We start from the raw sequence: 18,293 nt of genomic DNA, 5'->3' as shown, positions 1-18,293 counted from the left end.
AAAAAAGCCTCCGCTCGCGGGGGTTTTTTGCATTTTACGGAACGTATATTTCTTAAAGATATAATAGGGTATTTTTTATTCTTTAATCGTTAGCTTAGTTTCTGGCAGGCTTTATCTTATCCAACCTATTGGGGTTGATTATATAAATTCTGGGGAGCGGGCGATGCGCAAATGGGGTGTAGGTTTAACATTAATGCTGGTGGCATCAGGTGCCGTGGCAAAAGATATTCAGTTGTTGAATGTTTCTTACGACCCAACGCGGGAATTCTATCAGGAATATAATCAGGCTTTCAGTAAACACTGGCAGCAGCAAACTGGGGATAAAGTCACGGTACGTCAGTCGCACGGCGGCTCTGGTAAGCAGGCAACCTCAGTTATCAATGGTATTGAAGCCGATGTCGTGACGCTAGCTTTGGCCTACGATGTGGACGCAATCGCTGAACGTGGTCGGATTGATAAGAACTGGATTAAGCGCCTGCCGGATAATTCTGCTCCTTATACTTCAACCATCGTTTTTCTGGTGCGTAAAGGTAATCCCAAGCAAATTCACGATTGGTCAGATTTGGTAAAACCGGGGATTTCCGTGATTACGCCGAATCCGAAAACTTCCGGTGGCGCTCGCTGGAACTATCTGGCGGCCTGGGGCTACGCTCTGGAGCACAACAATAACGATCAGGCGAAGGCGCAGGAATTCGTCAAAACGCTGTATAAAAATGTTGAAGTGCTGGACTCCGGTGCGCGTGGCGCGACAAATACCTTCGTTGAGCGCGGTATTGGCGACGTATTGATTGCCTGGGAGAATGAAGCCCTATTGGCGGTGAATGAATTGGGCAAAGACCAGTTTGATATTGTGACGCCGAGCGTTTCCATTCTGGCTGAGCCGACGGTTTCGGTAGTGGACAAAGTCGTCGATAAACGTGGAACCCGTGAAGTCGCCGATGCTTACCTGAAGTATCTGTATTCGCCAGAAGGCCAGACCATTGCGGCGAAAAACTTCTATCGTCCGCGTGATGCGACAGTAGCGGCCAAATTTTCCAGCGAATTCCCAACATTGAAATTATTTACCATAGATGAGGTTTTCGGCGGGTGGACCAAAGCCCAACAGGTGCATTTTGCTACCGGCGGCGTATTTGACGAGATCAATAAGCGCTAAACGGCATTGAGATTCAGACATAAAAAAACCCCGTTACCGGGGTTTTTGCATTTTTACGTATTTAAACGTGAATTATGCTTTTTTCGCTTTAGCTGCGGCTTTAACGATAACTGCGAAAGCGTCAGCTTTCAGAGATGCGCCGCCAACCAATGCGCCGTCGATGTCCGGCTGAGCGAACAGTTCTGCAGCGTTTTTATCGTTAACAGAACCGCCGTACTGAATAATAACTTGTTCAGCTACTGCAGCATCTTGTTTGGCGATATGGTCACGAATGAATTTGTGAACAGCCTGCGCCTGCGCTGGGGTGGCTGATTTGCCGGTACCGATGGCCCAGATTGGTTCGTAAGCGATAACCGCGCCTTCGAATGCTTTTGCACCCAAAGTGTTCAGCACTGCGTCCAGTTGCTTAGCGCAAACGGCTTCAGTTTGACCCGCTTCGTTCTCTGCGTCAGATTCACCGATGCACAGTACTGGGATCAGGCCAGCGTCTTTCAGTACGCCGAATTTTTTGGCGATGAACTCATCACTTTCGTGGTGATAAGTACGACGCTCGGAGTGACCGATAATGATGTATTTAGCACCGATATCTTTCAGCATTTCTGCTGAAGTTTCGCCGGTAAATGCGCCGGAAAGATTAACATCGACGTTCTGAGCGCCCAGAGCAATACGGCTACCGGAAAGATGGTGTTTAGCCTGGCTCAGATAGATTGCTGGTGGAGCAATGGCAACGCCACAGCCGTCAACATTGCTCAGTTCTTTACGCAGGCCAGCGATCAGCTCGTTAACCATGTGAGTACTACCGTTCAGTTTCCAGTTACCCATAACTAATGGATGACGCATGTTTCTTCCTCCAACCAGGGACGCGAGGGTCAATAATAATGACTGCCGGACCGGCAGTTTACCTGCCCAACAGTATAGAGATGATTAATGGCAATGGCTTTGCTTTTTGTCATTAATTACGCCGAGATTATGGCTCGGATAGTGCCAGCTTAATCGGTTCAATAGCGAAAGTTAGCCCTTTTTCGCCGTTATCTGCCACTACATAGCGGATCGCACCGACAGCATGGCTATGGAAATGGGAGCCTTTTCCCTGCGCTAGCAGTTTGAGTACGTTATCCAGACTTTGCTGTAGCGATAAGGTGGGTTCAAACTGACGCATCAACGCTGCCATATAGCTGATAGCGACCAGCCTTGCAGCTTTCTCTTCATCACCTTTAATCGGTAAATAAGTAATTTGCAGAGTTTTTATTTTACCGGTGCCTTTTTCCAGCGCCGTTGAGGCATAAAGATTTTCATTAATCTTGCTGGCAGCACGGGTCAGATTGCTGCCCTCATCTTTAGCGCTAATGGCCCGAAATTCATTAATAGGTAATGATGGATTGGCCTGGTTGTAGCTTTCGCGAAATTTTACCAGGGTTAAATCAAAAGTCGGTGCCCCTGATAGCAGATAGGGCGCAGTGGGTTGGTTGTTCGGCACCGGAGCGCCGCTATTATCCGTTGGGTCAGCATGAGCTGTGCGGCTAACCGTGGCCATTAGCACTAAAATGGCGAGCACAGCGGCTATGGTATTTCTCATGACTTACGCCGTAGTTAAGGGAGTGTGTGGAAGATTAAAACGGTATTCGGTAGCCGTTGTCAAAAATCCTCGCAAAGATTATTCGTTAAGCTCGGCGTTAGGGTACACTTTGGCGCAATAATTTCGAAGAAATGGAATCGAATCTCTATGACCATTCAGCAATGGTGTTTTTCGTTTAAAGGCCGGATTGGCCGTCGTGATTTTTGGATTTGGATCGGCCTGTGGCTACTGGCCATGGCGACTATTTTTACGCTTGCCGGGCAAGAGATATTGCCGATGCAAACCGCCGCCTTTGCGATTGTTTTTCTGCTGTGGCCAACGGCGGCAGTTGTGGTAAAACGCCTGCACGATCGCAATAAAGTCGGTTGGTGGGCGCTGTTGGTGGTGCTGGCCTGGATGCTGATGGCTGGAAACTGGCAAATGTTGGCGCCGATCTGGCAGTGGGGCGTTGGGCGTTTCATTCCCACGCTGATTATTGTCATGATGCTGATTGATTGCGGCGCATTTCTGGGTCACGAAGGCGATAATCGTTTTGGCCCGGAACCAGATCCGGTGAAGTTTTTGCCTGAGAAAAAACAATAACGGGCTATTTAGATGAAAAAGGGCGCTTAGCGCCCTTTTTTTCGACCAAATTTAACGGCTGATTCGAGTTACCAGTAATGTTCGCTGGTGATATGGCCGGGTTTGCGACGCAGGTGTTTTTTCATTTGACGCTGATCTTTCAACGTCTGTTGCGTATCGCGGACCATCTGCGGGTTGCCGCACAGCATGATGTGATCGCGTTCGCTATCAATCTTCAAACCTACCGCCGCTTCCAGCAGGCCATGTTCAATCAGCGCAGGTACGCGTCCGGTCAGAGAACCGGGGGACTCTTCACGACTGACCACGGTTTGAATTCTCAGTTTGCCATTGTAGCGTTGCTCCAGTTGCTGCATTAGCGGCAGGTAACTGAGATCCTGAGCAAAGCGTGCGGCGTGAACCAGTACCAGATTGTTGAAACGTTCCAAATCGCGACCTTCCTGCAAAATCGACAGATAAGGGCCAATGGCGGTACCCGTCGCTAACATCCACAGGGTGTTGCAGTCAGGGATTTCTTCCAGAACGAAGAAACCTGCGGCTTGTTTGGTCACCATAATTTCATCGTTGACCCGAAGCTGACGTAGGCGAGGGCTGAGTTTCCCTTCCGGAACGTTGACCAAATAGAATTCAAGCTTGTTATCACTGGGAGCATTAACGTAGGAATAGGCTCGCTGTACCCGTTCACCGTGGACATCCAGTGCCAGTTTGGCGTACTGACCGGCAGTAAAGGTATCTATTGGCGCGTCAACCTGAATGCTGAACAAGGCGTTCGTCCAATGTTCAACGTGCGTGATTTTACCACTGACCCATTCAGCCATGCTTACAACTCCCGTTATTCAGATGTGCTCATGATGTAAATAGCGATGGAGGCATTTTATGGGATTTGGCTCGAAACCATTATCGATTAAATGTTATCAGCATAAAGTGTGGGTATTTTTATTAAAATCCAGTTGATGATGTACAGATTAATTTACGTTGCGGTCGTTTTTACTGCCAAAGTACTATTTGCCAAAATCTTACTCTAGCTGGATATAAGTTATGAATTTGATAGCTTATGCGCCATAACTAAAGGTGTACTGCGATTTGCCCGAAATTTTCGCAGGAAAAAGCATGTAATCTGCATTGAGATATTACTTAAGACCATGAGAAAAATAGAGAATTTTCACCTGCTGCTGATGTTAATCATTCTGGTTGCTGTCGGCCAGATGGCCCAGACCATTTATGTCCCGGTGATTGCTGAAATCGCTCAGGATCTTGCCGTACGCCCCGGAGCCGTACAGCGGGTTATGGCTGCATATCTGTTGACCTATGGTGCTTCGCAGTTGATTTACGGGCCTTTATCTGACCGCATTGGTCGCCGTCCAGTTATTCTGGCGGGGATGACGATATTTATGCTCGGTGCGTTAGGCGCTTTGTTCTCTAATAATTTACCGATGTTGGTGGCGGCCAGCGCTTTGCAAGGCATGGGCACCGGTGTCGCAGGTGTGATGGCGCGTACCATGCCGCGTGATTTATACGCCGGTACTTCGCTACGTTATGCCAACAGTATGTTGAATATGGGGATTTTGGTCAGCCCGCTATTGGCACCCATTATTGGTGGCGTGTTGGCAAGCTGGTTTGGCTGGCGCGCCTGCTACGCTTTTTTACTCTTATTGTGCAGCGGCGTGGCTTTTTGCATGTTCCGCTGGCTGCCAGAAACGCGCCCTGAACGAGCGGAGAAACCGCGCATGCTGGCCAGTTTCTATACCTTGTTATCTGATCGTTCTTTTAGCTGTTATCTGGTGATGCTGATTGGCGCTCTGGCTGGGATTGCGGTGTTTGAAGCCAGCTCCGGCGTATTAATGGGCGGCGTATTGGGTCTCAGCGGCCTGACGGTCAGTATTCTATTTATCCTGCCAATACCGGCGGCATTTTTCGGGGCTTGGTATGCGGGGCGGGAAGGGCGAACTTTCCATAATTTAATGTGGCACTCAGTGATTAGCTGCCTGCTGGCGGGGCTGATGATGTGGATTCCCGGTTGGTTTGGCATCATGAATATCTGGACGCTGATCATTCCTGCCGCTTTGTTCTTCTTTGGCGCGGGTATGTTATTCCCGCTGGCAACGACCGGGGCGATGGAACCTTTCCCATACCTGGCGGGTGCCGCAGGTGCTTTGGTGGGAGGCTTGCAGAATATCGGCTCCGGCCTGACAACCTGGCTATCGGCGATGTTACCGCAGACCGGGCAGTTTAGTCTTGGGTTGCTGATGTTTGCTATGGCGTTGTTGATTTTGCTGTGCTGGTGGCCGCTATCTCATCGGATGCAGCGCCAGGAACATATGGTTTAGTGACGTTAAGGGCACTTGTGATTCGGTGCCCTTATCATTTTTTTGCTTAGTCGGATGAATTACAGCAGATATTCGTGCAAGGCTTCGTCTTTACGATCGAGGAAGTGAGTAGAGCGAATGCGGCGTATGGTGCGGGATTTACCGCGAATCAACAGGGTTTCCGTGGTGGCCATATTCCCTTTACGATAAATACCTTCCAGCAAATCCCCTTTGGTAATACCGGTCGCTGAGAAGATCACGTTATCGTTACGAGCAATATCGTCCAGACGCAGTACTTTACCCGCCTCGATGCGCATGCTCAGACAGCGCTCCAGCTCTTGCTCTCCTAAACGACGGTTTTCTTCGTTGTCCCCTTTGACTTCATGACGCGGCAACAAACGCCCTTGCATATCGCCGTCCAGTGCGCGAATGACCGCTGCGGAAATAACCCCTTCCGGCGCGCCGCCGACGCAGTACATCACATCCACTTCGCTTTCCGGCATACAGGTTAGGATAGAGGCCGCGACGTCACCGTCAGGAATGGCAAACACTTTGACGCCCATTTGCTGCATTTGGGCAATCACACCGTCGTGGCGTGGCTTAGCCAGCGTAATAACCGTCAGTTCTGATAACGGTTTATTGAGTTTATGGGCGATATTTTTCAGGTTATCAGCCAACGGTAAATTGAGATCAATTGCGCCTTTGGCTCCCGGGCCGACCACCAGTTTTTCCATATACATATCAGGCGCATGTAGGAAGGTGCCCTTATCACCAACCGCCAAAACAGCCAGAGCGTTAGATTGGCCCATTGCGGTCATGCGGGTGCCTTCAATAGGGTCAACGGCGATATCTACCGTATCTCCTTCGCCAGTCCCGACATTTTCGCCGATAAACAGCATCGGGGCTTCATCAATTTCCCCTTCGCCGATCACGATCCGGCCATCGATATTGACCTTGTTGAGCATAATGCGCATAGCTCGTACGGCAGCGCCGTCGGCGGCATTTTTGTCACCCCGACCTAACCATTTGTAGCCCGCCAAGGCGGCGGCTTCGGTTACGCGGGAGAATTCGATGGCTAATTCACGTTTCATGGCTCGACCTGTTAATTGCAGAATGGGAAAACGGATATAGAGCGGGAATTCTATCACACTGGGGCGTGGCGGCAGGGGCGAAGGGATAAAAAACGCGCTGCCGGGGGGAGCGACAGCGCGTGATGGGTCATGCATGTACTCTTTCAAATTACAGCTCTGGCTGCTGCGATGCGAAAGTTGACAATATTAGTCGTGTTCTTCCCAGGCTTGAGCACGGGCCACGGCTTTTTTCCAACCGCTGTAACGGTAGTTACGTTCCGTCGTTTCGATGCTTGGGCGGAATTCCCGCTCAATGGTTGCTTTGCTCTTAACTTCGTCCAGATCGTTCCAGAAACCGATGGCTAAACCAGCGAGGAAAGCGGCACCCAATGCGGTGCTTTCACGTACGGCAGGACGTTCAACGCGAGTGCCCAGAATATCTGCCTGGAACTGCATCAGGAAGTTATTGGCTACCGCACCGCCGTCTACGCGCAGGGATTGTAGGCGTGTATTGGCATCGGCCTGCATCGCATCCAGCACGTCGCGAGTTTGATAAGCGATGGATTCCAGCGTTGCGCGAATAATGTGGTTGCTGTTCGCGCCGCGAGTCAGACCGAAGATTGCGCCACGGGCATACGGATCCCAGTAAGGCGCGCCCAGTCCAGTGAAGGCTGGCACGACGTAAACGCCGTTGCTGTCTTTCACTTTGGTGGCGAAGTATTCGGAATCGGCGGCATCGCTGATCAGTTTCAATTCGTCACGCAGCCATTGAATGGAAGCCCCGCCGATAAACACCGCCCCTTCTAACGCATAGTTCACTTCGCCGCGTGGGCCGCAGGCGATAGTGGTTAACAGGCCGTGATTGGAGCGTACCGCCTCTTTGCCGGTGTTCATCAGCAAGAAGCAGCCGGTACCATAGGTATTCTTCGCCATACCAGGTTGAACGCACAGCTGGCCATACAGCGCGGCCTGCTGATCACCCGCGATACCGGCGATTGGAATACGAGTACCGCCTTTACCACCGATGTTGGTTTGCCCATAAATCTCAGAAGAAGAACGCACTTTTGGCAGCATGGCGCGCGGAATATCCAGCACTTCCAGCATGCGCTCATCCCAATCCAACTGATGAATGTTGAACATCATGGTACGAGATGCGTTGGTGAAATCCGTGACGTGTACCCGTCCTTGGGTCATCTTCCACACTAACCATGTGTCCACGGTACCGAATAATAGTTCGCCGCGTTTGGCGCGTTCACGAGCGCCTTCCACGTGATCCAGAATCCATTTCACCTTAGTGCCGGAGAAATAGGGATCAACCACCAGGCCGGTATTGTGGCGGATATACTCTTCCAGCCCGTCTTTTTTCAGTTTTTCGCAGATTTCTGCGGTGCGACGACACTGCCAGACAATGGCGTTATAAATTGGCTTACCGGTTTCTTTTTCCCATACGATGGTGGTTTCACGCTGGTTGGTGATACCGATACCGGCGATTTGATCGGAGCGAATATCGGCTTTTGCCAGCACTTCTACCAGAGTTGAGCTTTGCGTAGCCCAGATTTCCATTGGGTCGTGTTCAACCCAGCCGGCTTTTGGATAAATTTGGGTAAATTCCCGTTGGGAAACGCTCACGATGTTGGCGTCATGATCCAGCACAACGGCGCGGGAGCTGGTGGTGCCTTGGTCGAGAGCAACGATGTATTTTTTTTCAGTATTATTTTCTGTTGTCATAATAATAAGCCTGCTTTAGTTACCGTTTATTCCAGTGTCTGGATTACGCTTTACGTTCGGTGGTGCTGGTGGAAGCATCTTCTTCCACAACGCAGACGTCACATGGCAAATGGCGGCCAATCAGTGCGCGGTAGCCGAATGCACCTAATAATGCGCCTACTATAGGTCCGAAAATCGGTACCAGGAAGTAAGGAATATCACGCCCGCCCGTGAAGGCGATATCGCCCCAGCCAGCCAGATAAGCAAATACCTTAGGGCCGAAATCACGAGCCGGGTTCAACGCAAAGCCAGTCAATGGCCCCATCGAAGCACCAATAACCGCAATCAGGATACCAATCAGCAGGGGAGCCAGCGGGCCGCGTGGAATGCCGTTACCGTCGTCGGTCAACGCCAGAATCAGGCACATCAGAATGGCGGTAATCACGGTTTCAACCAGGAAAGCTTGGAAAACGGTGATGTGGGCATTTGGGTAAGTAGAGAAAATTCCTGCCAGATTCAGGCTTTCGCTACCGCCGCGTACCACTTGGTGGGTTTGTTCGAAATCAACAAACAGGCCGTAGTACAGGCCGTAGACCAGAGCCGCGCCGCAGAATGCGCCAACAACCTGAGCCACAATATAAGGAAGGACTTTTTTGCGATCAAAACAGGCAAACAGCCACAGAGCGATAGTGACGGCGGGGTTAAGGTGCGCCCCTGAAATGGCTGCCGTTAGATAAATGGCCATGGCGACGCCTAGACCCCAGATAATACTGATTTCCCATTGGCCGAAACTTGCACCGGCTAATTTTAATGCGGCAACACAGCCAACGCCAAAAAATATCAGCAAAGCGGTGCCAAGAAATTCCGCAATGCACTGGCCTTTTAGGGTCGGACTTGATGTTTGGCTCATAGTGATGTCCTACAGACAGAGAGTTATAGGGTATTTATTGTTTTTTCCCCAAATTCATCCTTGGGGTTTATGTGAATTTATCGTTAACGAGCACAAACGAGAAATAGCGAAATCGAAATCTGTGTGCCTTGTCATAAAAATGAGCGAATTCGCGTAACGCGTGGGTGTTAGTGCTTTCTGAAAGTGTGATCAGACCAGTGCTTTTACTTTCCATTGTTGTAAATATGTAAAATATGACGCGATAACAGGCCGCAGGTTTTCAGCATTTGCTGATAGTGGCGCTAGGTAAATTGCGAGAGACTGTGCTTTGTGCCGGTATGTCGCTAGACAGGGGGAGACAGGCTACATACAATCGTTTTAATCAAGCTGCGCCGCTGTTTACGGGGGCGCGTTAAAATACAGCGCTTGTTACCGAGTTCGATGAATATATAGCGCGATGGATATTCGCAGTGGTTGCATCTTCAAAATGCGACCGCTACCAATAGATGTACGCCTTGCGATCATGAGGGGACTAAAGAATGTCATTTGAAGTATTTGAGAAACTGGAAGGTAAAGTTCAGCAGGCGATTGATACCATCACTTTGTTGCAGATGGAAATTGAAGAGCTGAAAGAAAAAAACAACACCCTGTCCCAAGAGGTTCAGGACGCAGCGGGTAACCGTGAAGCGTTAGTGCGTGAAAATGAGCAGCTAAAGCAAGAACAGCACGTATGGCAGGATCGTCTGCGCGCACTGCTGGGTAAAATGGAAGAGGTCTGAGGTTATTCTCGGCATCCATAGCGCTGGCAACCGATTAAGCGCAAAAGCAAAAGGGCGATATTTATATCGCCCTTTCTTATAGAATTCGTTTGGTATAACCGAGTCGGTGTTATTCGATATCCAGCGGATCTTCCGACAGAATAATCCCTGTATTATCAGCATACAGATGATCGCCGGAGAAGAAAGTTACGCCGCCGAAGTTCACGCGAATATCGCTTTCGCCGATGCCTTCGCTAGCAGCACCTACCGGAATAGCAGCCATAGCCTGAATGCCAATGTCCAGTTCGGCCAGATCGTCTACCTGACGGACGGCACCGTAAACCACAATGCCTTCCCATTCATTCGCGGCCGCCAAGCTAGCCAATTCTGCGTTGACCAGCGCTCGGCGCACTGAACCACCTCCGTCAACGACCAGCACGCGTCCACGCCCGTTCTCCTCAAGTAGGTCAAAGAGTAACCCGTTGTCTTCGAAGCATTTTACGGTCGTGATTTGGCCACCAAATGAAGTACGTCCGCCAAAATTGGAGAACAGAGGTTCTACCACATTTATCTCTTCATGATAGATGTCACAGAGTTCGGAAGTATCATATTTCATAGGATTAATGTCTGGTTGCGGCTGGGATAGTCAGTATATCCCTTTCTGGCTACTGTTGGCAAAATCATCAATTGTTAAATTCTGCCAATCCGCAGGGTTTTCTGGGAATTGGCAGAAAAAGGCGCGTTAGTTAAATACCAGACCAACGGCAAACAGGATATTGGTGAGCAGCGCAGCTTTTACCATATGTTCCAGCATCGGACGCATGCCTGCGGCGGTTGGCTCGCGCAGTACATAAATCGCGTGTTTTACCAGTAGCGGAATAGCCAGAACAAAGATCCAGCCGGTCCAGCGGTGCAGATAAAGCAGGCTAAACAACGCCAGACAGGCAATCGCGGCGGTGATTAATACGGCGTGATAATAACGGGCGCGCTGTGGGCCCAAACGCACGGCGAGGGTATTTTTGCCGTTGGCCGCATCGCTTTCGATATCGCGCAGATTATTAATGTTTAACACCGCAGTGGCCAATAAACCGCAGGCGGTAGCCGGTAGCATCACCAGACTGTCAAAATGGCCCGATTGCAGATAATAGGTACCGGCCACGCTTAGCCAGCCGAAGAACATTAGTACCGAAATGTCCCCCAAACCCATATAACCGTAAGGTTTACTACCAATGGTGTAGGTGATGGCGGCGACAATCGCCATCAAGCCGAGTACCAGAAAGCCCAGAATATCGCTCGGTTTTTCACAGGCAACGGCAATCAGCGCTACGCCGGAAATAATGGTGAGAATAACGGTGAGAATCAGCGCTTTCTTCATCTGCTCGCGGGTTATGATGCCTTTTTGCATTCCGCGCAGTGGCCCGATGCGTTCTTCGGTATCACTACCTTTCACCGCGTCGCCGTAGTCATTGGCCAGATTAGATAAAATTTGCAGCATACCGGCAGTAATCAAGGCCAGTAGCGCTACCGCAGGTTTAAAACTGTCGAGCCAATAAGCCAGGGCGGAGCCGGTAACAATAGAGGCAAAAGCCAGTGGTAAAGTCCGTGGCCGCAGGCTTTCTAGCCAGGCTTGAGCTTGGCTGGTAGAAGTTGATGAGCTCATAATTCGCTTCGGTCTGTGTGAGTCCATGTCAGCCAGAGACAAAAAGGGGAGGCCAAGCCTCCCACTTTTATCTATCCAGCGGACGCTAATAGAACCAAATTATAGAATAAATCGACTCAGATCTTCATCTGCTACGAGCTCATCCAGATGATTCCCAACGTATTCAGCATCAATAGTCACGGATGAACCGTTACTTTCGCTGGCATCGAAGGAAATATCTTCCATCAAACGTTCCAGAACGGTATGCAGACGGCGGGCACCGATATTTTCGGTACGCTCATTAACCTGCCATGCGGCTTCTGCGATGCGACGAATACCTTCTGCAGTAAAATCGATGGTAACGCCTTCGGTTGCCATCAGCGCTTTGTATTGCTCGGTCAAGGAAGCGCTAGGCTCGGTCAGAATGCGTTCAAAATCTTCGGTGGTCAGTGCCTGTAGCTCTACGCGGATTGGCAGACGACCCTGAAGCTCAGGAATCAAATCCGACGGGCTGGCAACCTGGAAAGCGCCTGAAGCGATGAACAGAATGTGATCGGTTTTCACCATGCCGTGCTTGGTCGAAACGGTACAGCCTTCAACCAGCGGCAACAGGTCGCGCTGCACACCTTCGCGGGAGACATCCGGGCCGGAGGTTTCGCCGCGCTTACAGATTTTATCGATCTCGTCCACGAACACGATACCGTGCTGTTCAACGGCATCGATAGCCTGCTGTTTCAGCTCTTCCGGATTAACCAGTTTGGCCGCTTCTTCTTCAATCAACAGCTTGAATGCTTCTTTGATTTTGATTTTACGCGGTTTTTGTTTCTGACCAGCAATGTTCTGGAACATGGATTGCAACTGGTTGGTCATTTCTTCCATACCAGGAGGTGCCATGATTTCAACGCCCATCGGTGCGGCAGCCAGATCGATTTCGATTTCTTTATCGTCCAACTGGCCTTCACGCAGTTTTTTGCGGAATGCCTGACGGGTAGCGGAAGGCTCCTGAGATTCGTCAACCTGGCCCCAGTTGTTTTTAGCCGGTGGAATCAGCACATCCAGAATACGTTCTTCCGCCAGTTCTTCAGCGCGGTAACGGTTTTTTTCAATGGACTGATGACGGACCATTTTCACGGCGGCGTCGGTCAGATCGCGGATAATAGAGTCCACTTCTTTACCAACATAGCCAACTTCGGTGAATTTAGTGGCTTCAACTTTGATAAACGGCGCGTTCGCCAGTTTTGCAAGACGGCGGGCAATTTCGGTTTTACCGACGCCGGTTGGGCCGATCATCAGAATGTTTTTCGGGGTCACTTCATGGCGCAGCTCTTCGTTAAGCTGCATACGACGCCAGCGGTTACGCAGGGCGATCGCCACTGCGCGCTTAGCTTTGTCCTGGCCAATGATGTAGCTATCAAGCTCACTGACGATTTCGCGTGGGGTCATCTCAGACATATATTCTATCCTTACGCCTTGTAAGTTAATTCTTCAATAGTTTGGAAGCGGTTGGTATAGATACAAATATCCCCCGCAATACTCAGTGATTTCTCAACGATATCCCGAGCACCTAATTCTGTGTTTTCCAGCAGCGCGCGCGCGGCGGATTGAGCGTATGGCCCACCGGAGCCGATAGCGATCAAATCATCTTCTGGCTGCACGACGTCACCGTTACCGGTGATGATAAGCGAAGCGGTTTCATCCGCGACTGCCAGCAGCGCTTCGAGTTTGCGCAGCATGCGGTCGGTTCGCCAGTCTTTGGCTAACTCAACGGCGGCCTTGGTCAAATGACCCTGATGCATTTCCAGTTTGCGCTCAAAGAGTTCAAATAAAGTGAAAGCGTCAGCGGTGCCACCTGCAAAACCGGCAATGACCTTATTGTTATATAGGCGGCGAACTTTTTTAGCGTTCCCTTTCATCACGGTATTGCCCAGAGTGACCTGACCATCACCACCAATTACTACATGGCCATTTCGGCGTACACTTACAATTGTTGTCACGAGCGAACCCTCGTTGCAGACGGAATGAGCCCCCGCGTTGTATCGTTCAACACAACGCGAGGCATATTGAGATTATAAATGGGGGGGGATTGATACTTTTCAACCCCCAATAGAGAGGGGAATACAGCTGGATACACCTGCGCCTTTCAATCGTTGCTGCATTTTATCTGCCGCAGGGCGGGTGCTATAAGGCCCCAGAACCACGCGATTCCAACCGCCACCGGTAGTAATCCGGCTCTCAATACCTTCAAATGCCAGCTGCGCGCGCACTGATTCGGCCTGATCCATTGCTTTGAAGGAACCACACTGCAACATCCAGCGCTGGGTTTTTTCTTTTTCCTTCTCTTTTTCCGGCTTCGGTGGCGTTACCGCCGGAGTAACCGGAGCCGGATTAGACGGCAACATCCGCTGCTGCGCTGATGGCGCTGTTACCGGCGCGGTTTGGCGCGGTTGGCTAACCGGTTGCTGAATCTGTGGCTGAACATTCACTGGCGGCTTGATTGTTACCTGAGAACGAGGAACCTGAGTGGCATCGTTATAAGGCACTTCCGACAGTTGTGTCGGTTGTTGCCGCATATCGGCCTGCATTTGTTCTAATAATTGGCGCTGTTCGTTGGTTAACTGGGTTTTTGCATCGATGCCGCCGCCAGCAGAAGGTTCGGTTGGCGTCGTTACACCAATCTGACGATTTTCTAGTTCTTTGATATACCGCCAGCGTTCTTCCGGCTTAGGCGGTAATCCATTGCCCGTGCGCGGATCATGGCTGGGTAACAGCGGGAGTTCACCCGGTTTGTTATGAGTAATGAAATAGAGGCCACCAACGAATACCACCAACAAGGCGCCGGCTAGCGCCACCAGGGTTTTCGATATTCTTGGAGCACTGCTTTTCTTCTTGCTGGTGCTCTTGCGCCGCGCTCCTGAGCGCCCTCGGCTTACATAATCTCTTTGTGCCACTATCGTTTCGCTGCGTTTTGATGTTGGAGTAAGTCAGTCATGTTACTTAACCCTATAATATTTGCCTAGCTTTTAGGCTTACAGGTACTGTTTCGAATGATTAATTCGCTATCTAACAGTCGAGAACCGCTTTGAACGTTATTCCCTTGTAGCTGTTCCAGTAATAGTAACATGGCTTGCTGACCAATTTGGTAGCGAGGTTGCGCTACCGTGGTCAATGGCGGATCGCAGTATTGCGACAGTTTGAGATCGTCAAAACCAACCAGTGATACATCTTCGGGAATACGAATCCCCATCTTCTTCGCTTGCCAGATAGCGCCGATCGCCATGACGTCGTTGTGGCAGAAAATCGCCGTTGGCGGTTTCGGCAGTGACATCAGTTCGGCAAAGGCTTCTGCACCGGCTTCATAGCTGAAATTGCCCCGCAAAATATAAGTTTGCTCAATGGCAATCCCATTACGGCGCAGCGCTTGTACGTAACCCTGTAAGCGATAATGGCTCAGCGGCATTGTCTCTGGCCCGGCGATGGTGGCAATGCGCGTATGACCCAACTGATGCAGATAATGTACGGCTTCAAAAGCGGCGGTTAAGTTATCGATATGAACCGTCGGCAGCTCCAGCTCTGGCGCGAATTCGTTAGCCATCACCATCGGTGGAAGGTTGCGTTGTTCTTCTTTACTGGCATCAAACGGCAGGTTGGAACCGAGTAACAGCATCCCATCAATCTGTTTGGTAATAATCAAATTGACGAAAGTGCGTTCCTGCTGGGTTTGCTGCGCGCAGTCGCCAATTAACACCAAATAGCCTTGTTGGGCGGCGGTTTGCTCAATACCCTGAACAATGTCGGCAAAAAAGGGATCGCTGATGTCCGGCACAATGACCAGAATAGTACGCGACTCGTTGCGTTTGATATTTCGGGATAAGGCATGGGGGGAATAACCCACGGCGAGGACGGCTTGCTCTACTTTTTGTCGCGTCATGGTCGAGACTTTTTCCGGATTCATTAATGCCCGAGAAACCGTCGCGGTTGAAACACCGGCCATTTCAGCAACGTCTTTCATGGTCGCCATACTGAATTCTTTCTTATGTTCCAACGCCTTTCTCCTTGCTCTGGCTCCGAGCCAGCACCAACGCTTTGAGATAGTTTGTTACCAATAGCACGGAATATTAATGTTTTATCGCACGCGAATGGGATTCCCGATCGGCGAGGTGATGTTCGTTCCAAGCCGAGTGGTCTCGGTAAAATTAATGCCTTACGTCATTCTATACAGATAGTGAGGTCAATTTGTTACCTAATTTGCATGAAAAATGTGACATAAGTAGTTTTTTTCGATATGCCTCGCAGATCACACCGTAAACGTTTGCCTTGTAACCCTACCTGTATCTATTAATTAACAAGCTAAAGACTAACTGTCTATGGGATCGACGTCTAAAGTCCACTTAACTTTCCTTGCCTGAGGCAAAGTGTTGATTAGCGGTTGGCTGCTTTTTATCAATTTTTGTAGAAACTGACGGGATGGATGCTGGAGCAGGAGTTGCCAGCGGAAACGCCCACCGCGTTTGGCCTGTAGCGCCGGTACTGGCCCCATGATCCACAGAGCATCATCTTTCATCGGACTGGCTTCCAGCAGATTGCGTAGCTGTTGCAGGAATAGCGCTGACTGTCGATTATCGTGATCTTCGCTGCGTACAATAATATGGCTGGTGTAAGGCGGCAGAAAAACGCTTTGGCGCTCTGCCAGAGCCTGTTTGGCAAAATCATCGTAGCCGCGTTGCAGCAGGGTTTGCAGCAAGGGGTGCTCCGGATGATGGGTTTGCAGGATCACTTCGCCTTTTTTGCCTGCTCGTCCGGCTCGGCCAGAAACCTGCGTATACAGTTGAGCAAAACGTTCGGCTGAGCGGAAATCGGCGGAGAACAGCGCGCCGTCCACATCAAGTAATGCCACCAGTGTGACATCGGGAAAATGGTGACCCTTAGCCAGCATTTGCGTACCGATCAGAATGCGCGCGCCACCCTGATGTACCTCGGCCAAAGCCTGTTCCAATGAGCCTTTACGGCTAGTGGTATCGCGGTCGATTCGGGTGATCGGTACATCTGGGAACAGCGGTGCCAACTCATTTTCCAACTGTTCGGTTCCTACGCCAACGGAAACCATATGGGTAGAGCCGCAGTGAGGGCACTGATGAGGCACCGGACGCTGGCTGTCACAATGGTGACACCGCAGCTGGCGCTGATTCTGATGCAAAGTGTAATAGTGATCGCAACGCTGGCATTCGGCGATCCAACCGCATTCGTGGCACAGCAACGCTGGAGCATAACCGCGGCGGTTAAGAAACAGAATTACCTGATTATCAGCTTTAAGATGATCTTTCATGCGCTGTAATAACGGCTGGGATAGGCCCACTTTGAGCGGCAGACCCTTTAAATCCAGTAAATGCTGCGCCGCCGGTTTGGCATTCCCGGCACGCTTAGTCAGGGTTAACTGACGATACTTACCCAGTTGCACGTTATGCAGGGTTTCTAGCGCGGGCGTGGCAGACCCCATCACAATGGGAATATTTTCTTCGCGAGCGCGAAACACGGCTAAATCCCGCGCATGATAGCGCCAGCCGTCCTGTTGCTTATAGGAACTGTCGTGCTCTTCATCGATAATAATGACGCCAAGGCGAGAAAACGGCGTAAACAGCGCAGAACGCGTGCCGATAACGATGGCCGCTTCGCCGTTACGCGCCCGCAGCCAAACCGATAAACGTTCGCTATCGTTCAAGCCGGAATGCAGGACTTCCACCGGTGCATTAAAGCGTTCGCGGAATCTGGCGATGGTTTGCGGCGTCAGGCCAATCTCTGGCACCAGAATCAATGCTTGACGCCCTTGCGCCAGAATATTTTCCAGTACGCTCAGGTAAACTTCGGTTTTACCTGAACCGGTGACGCCAGCCAGCAGCCAGGCGGCAAACTGAGTATCTTCGCTGCGAATCGCACCCACGGCGGTGGCCTGCTCGGTATTGAGGCGCAGCCGGTCGCCCAGCACTTCGAAATGAGTACGCCAGTCGGTGGTTGCCGGTTCCTGCGCCCGGAGGTCGATTAATCCTTTGGAGCGTAACGCCTGCAAGGCGCTTTCTGTCAGGGCGAGTTCATTAACCTGATGACGATAAACAGGTTTTTGTAGTAGCGCGGCCAGAGCCTGCTGTTGCTTAGGGGCGCGCTTCAGGCTTTCCGGCGGCGTAGCCCGGCCTTGTTCGGTTGCAAACCATTGCCAAAGCGGTGCGGATTGAGCCGGTTTCCCCTGTCGTAGCAATATTGGCAGGGCGTGAAACAGCACTTCTCCAATGGGATAGTGATAATAATCCGCAGCCCAGCGCAAAATACGCCACAGGCTTGGTGGGAATAAACTTTCCTGATCCAGAACTTCTTCAATAGGTTTGAGCTGCTCAAGAGGGAAATCGCTGGTTTCGCTAAGACCCACCACGATTCCGATAGCTTTGCGTTTGCCGAAGGTGACGCTAACGCGCCCGCCGATCGCCGGGCTGCTCATATTACTGCCTAAGCGGTAGTCGAATGAGCGTGCAAGCGGTACCGGCAATGCAACTTGAACAACGGACATGACACCATCCTGGATAAAAAAAGATTGAACAGTTTACACTGTGTGATTCACAATGTGCGGATT

General features: G+C 50.7%; 17 protein-coding genes. 4 read left to right on the top strand and 13 right to left on the bottom strand.

What is annotated here, in order from left to right; all coding sequences use genetic code 11:
• Positions 1–163 precede the first annotated feature (163 nt).
• The gene (locus tag PL78_RS07915; RefSeq protein WP_064514563.1) at positions 164–1,153 is read left to right on the top strand and encodes a sulfate ABC transporter substrate-binding protein; all 990 of its coding nucleotides are present in this window, start codon (positions 164–166) and stop codon (positions 1,151–1,153) included.
• A gap of 72 nt (positions 1,154–1,225) precedes the next feature.
• Here the strand turns inward: PL78_RS07915 and tpiA are convergent, their stop codons facing one another.
• Together tpiA and PL78_RS07905 are read right to left on the bottom strand one after the other, a co-directional pair.
• Positions 1,226–1,993: a triose-phosphate isomerase gene (gene tpiA, locus PL78_RS07910; protein WP_064514561.1), complete on the bottom strand. Its 768-nt coding sequence runs from the start codon at positions 1,991–1,993 to the stop codon at positions 1,226–1,228.
• Between the two features lie 127 nt (positions 1,994–2,120).
• Entirely contained in the window at positions 2,121–2,729 is a 609-nt protein-coding gene (locus PL78_RS07905) for a DUF1454 family protein (RefSeq protein ID WP_064514559.1), read from the bottom strand.
• A 147-nt stretch (positions 2,730–2,876) separates the two neighbouring features.
• Between PL78_RS07905 and PL78_RS07900 the strand changes: the two genes are divergently transcribed.
• Entirely contained in the window at positions 2,877–3,311 is a 435-nt protein-coding gene (locus tag PL78_RS07900) for a DUF805 domain-containing protein (RefSeq protein ID WP_064514554.1), read from the top strand.
• 68 nt (positions 3,312–3,379) lie between these two features.
• On the opposite strand, the gene fpr is transcribed toward PL78_RS07900, so the two are convergent.
• On the bottom strand, positions 3,380–4,126 hold the full coding sequence (fpr, locus tag PL78_RS07895; RefSeq protein WP_064514552.1) for a ferredoxin--NADP(+) reductase: 747 nt from the start codon (positions 4,124–4,126) through the stop codon (positions 3,380–3,382).
• Positions 4,127–4,450: 324 nt separating this feature from the next.
• Here fpr and emrD point away from each other — a divergent pair, with 324 nt between their 5' ends.
• Complete coding sequence (gene emrD, locus PL78_RS07890; RefSeq protein ID WP_064514550.1) at positions 4,451–5,635, top strand: multidrug efflux MFS transporter EmrD; 1,185 nt, start codon at positions 4,451–4,453, stop codon at positions 5,633–5,635.
• A 59-nt stretch (positions 5,636–5,694) separates the two neighbouring features.
• Here emrD and glpX read toward each other — a convergent pair whose 3' ends face one another.
• From glpX to PL78_RS07875, 3 genes are all read right to left on the bottom strand, one after another.
• A complete protein-coding gene (gene glpX / locus PL78_RS07885) occupies positions 5,695–6,705 on the bottom strand; it encodes a class II fructose-bisphosphatase (RefSeq protein ID WP_064518323.1) in 1,011 nt (336 codons plus the stop codon).
• A gap of 186 nt (positions 6,706–6,891) precedes the next feature.
• Positions 6,892–8,412, bottom strand: a complete 1,521-nt coding sequence (glpK, locus tag PL78_RS07880) for a glycerol kinase GlpK (protein ID WP_049601565.1) — start codon at positions 8,410–8,412, stop codon at positions 6,892–6,894.
• A gap of 43 nt (positions 8,413–8,455) precedes the next feature.
• Entirely contained in the window at positions 8,456–9,301 is an 846-nt protein-coding gene (locus tag PL78_RS07875) for an MIP/aquaporin family protein (protein WP_064514548.1), read from the bottom strand.
• A gap of 518 nt (positions 9,302–9,819) precedes the next feature.
• Between PL78_RS07875 and zapB the strand changes: the two genes are divergently transcribed.
• The gene (gene zapB, locus PL78_RS07870; RefSeq protein ID WP_049601572.1) at positions 9,820–10,059 is read left to right on the top strand and encodes a septal ring assembly protein ZapB; all 240 of its coding nucleotides are present in this window, start codon (positions 9,820–9,822) and stop codon (positions 10,057–10,059) included.
• Positions 10,060–10,168: 109 nt separating this feature from the next.
• On the opposite strand, the gene rraA is transcribed toward zapB, so the two are convergent.
• The 7 genes from rraA to priA all read right to left on the bottom strand — a co-directional run bounded on the left by rraA (position 10,169) and on the right by priA (position 18,230).
• Entirely contained in the window at positions 10,169–10,654 is a 486-nt protein-coding gene (rraA, locus tag PL78_RS07865; RefSeq protein WP_064514546.1) for a ribonuclease E activity regulator RraA, read from the bottom strand.
• A gap of 126 nt (positions 10,655–10,780) precedes the next feature.
• Positions 10,781–11,698: a 1,4-dihydroxy-2-naphthoate polyprenyltransferase gene (locus PL78_RS07860; RefSeq protein WP_064514545.1), complete on the bottom strand. Its 918-nt coding sequence runs from the start codon at positions 11,696–11,698 to the stop codon at positions 10,781–10,783.
• A gap of 99 nt (positions 11,699–11,797) precedes the next feature.
• Complete coding sequence (gene hslU, locus PL78_RS07855) at positions 11,798–13,129, bottom strand: HslU--HslV peptidase ATPase subunit (protein WP_064514543.1); 1,332 nt, start codon at positions 13,127–13,129, stop codon at positions 11,798–11,800.
• 11 nt (positions 13,130–13,140) lie between these two features.
• Positions 13,141–13,671 carry an ATP-dependent protease subunit HslV gene (gene hslV / locus PL78_RS07850; protein WP_004719528.1) on the bottom strand — a complete coding sequence of 177 codons (531 nt, stop codon included), beginning with the start codon at positions 13,669–13,671 and terminating at the stop codon, positions 13,141–13,143.
• Positions 13,672–13,770: 99 nt separating this feature from the next.
• Entirely contained in the window at positions 13,771–14,625 is an 855-nt protein-coding gene (gene ftsN / locus PL78_RS07845) for a cell division protein FtsN (protein ID WP_064514541.1), read from the bottom strand.
• 65 nt (positions 14,626–14,690) lie between these two features.
• Positions 14,691–15,719, bottom strand: coding sequence for a DNA-binding transcriptional regulator CytR (cytR, locus tag PL78_RS07840; protein ID WP_064514539.1), 1,029 nt, complete (start codon positions 15,717–15,719; stop codon positions 14,691–14,693).
• 312 nt (positions 15,720–16,031) lie between these two features.
• Entirely contained in the window at positions 16,032–18,230 is a 2,199-nt protein-coding gene (priA, locus tag PL78_RS07835; protein WP_064514536.1) for a primosomal protein N', read from the bottom strand.
• Between the last annotated feature and the right edge of the window lie 63 nt (positions 18,231–18,293).

The sequence above is a fragment of the Yersinia entomophaga genome, assembly GCF_001656035.1.
In the GTDB taxonomy this organism is placed as follows: Bacteria; Pseudomonadota; Gammaproteobacteria; order Enterobacterales; family Enterobacteriaceae; genus Yersinia; species Yersinia entomophaga.
This window is presented reverse-complemented; position numbering and strand designations above follow the sequence as displayed.

What these genes read in the sequence shown, in the direction of transcription:
- fpr (WP_064514552.1), bottom strand. Translation starts at nt 4,126, where the DNA reads ATGGCTGAATGGGTCAGTGGTAAAATCACGCACGTTGAACATTGGACG.
- priA (WP_064514536.1), bottom strand. Translation starts at nt 18,230, where the DNA reads ATGTCCGTTGTTCAAGTTGCATTGCCGGTACCGCTTGCACGCTCATTC.
- PL78_RS07905 (WP_064514559.1), bottom strand. Translation starts at nt 2,729, where the DNA reads ATGAGAAATACCATAGCCGCTGTGCTCGCCATTTTAGTGCTAATGGCC.
- PL78_RS07860 (WP_064514545.1), bottom strand. Translation starts at nt 11,698, where the DNA reads ATGAGCTCATCAACTTCTACCAGCCAAGCTCAAGCCTGGCTAGAAAGC.
- PL78_RS07900 (WP_064514554.1), top strand. Translation starts at nt 2,877, where the DNA reads ATGACCATTCAGCAATGGTGTTTTTCGTTTAAAGGCCGGATTGGCCGT.
- rraA (WP_064514546.1), bottom strand. Translation starts at nt 10,654, where the DNA reads ATGAAATATGATACTTCCGAACTCTGTGACATCTATCATGAAGAGATA.
- hslU (WP_064514543.1), bottom strand. Translation starts at nt 13,129, where the DNA reads ATGTCTGAGATGACCCCACGCGAAATCGTCAGTGAGCTTGATAGCTAC.
- glpK (WP_049601565.1), bottom strand. Translation starts at nt 8,412, where the DNA reads ATGACAACAGAAAATAATACTGAAAAAAAATACATCGTTGCTCTCGAC.
- emrD (WP_064514550.1), top strand. Translation starts at nt 4,451, where the DNA reads ATGAGAAAAATAGAGAATTTTCACCTGCTGCTGATGTTAATCATTCTG.
- glpX (WP_064518323.1), bottom strand. Translation starts at nt 6,705, where the DNA reads ATGAAACGTGAATTAGCCATCGAATTCTCCCGCGTAACCGAAGCCGCC.
- zapB (WP_049601572.1), top strand. Translation starts at nt 9,820, where the DNA reads ATGTCATTTGAAGTATTTGAGAAACTGGAAGGTAAAGTTCAGCAGGCG.
- PL78_RS07875 (WP_064514548.1), bottom strand. Translation starts at nt 9,301, where the DNA reads ATGAGCCAAACATCAAGTCCGACCCTAAAAGGCCAGTGCATTGCGGAA.
- tpiA (WP_064514561.1), bottom strand. Translation starts at nt 1,993, where the DNA reads ATGCGTCATCCATTAGTTATGGGTAACTGGAAACTGAACGGTAGTACT.
- PL78_RS07915 (WP_064514563.1), top strand. Translation starts at nt 164, where the DNA reads ATGCGCAAATGGGGTGTAGGTTTAACATTAATGCTGGTGGCATCAGGT.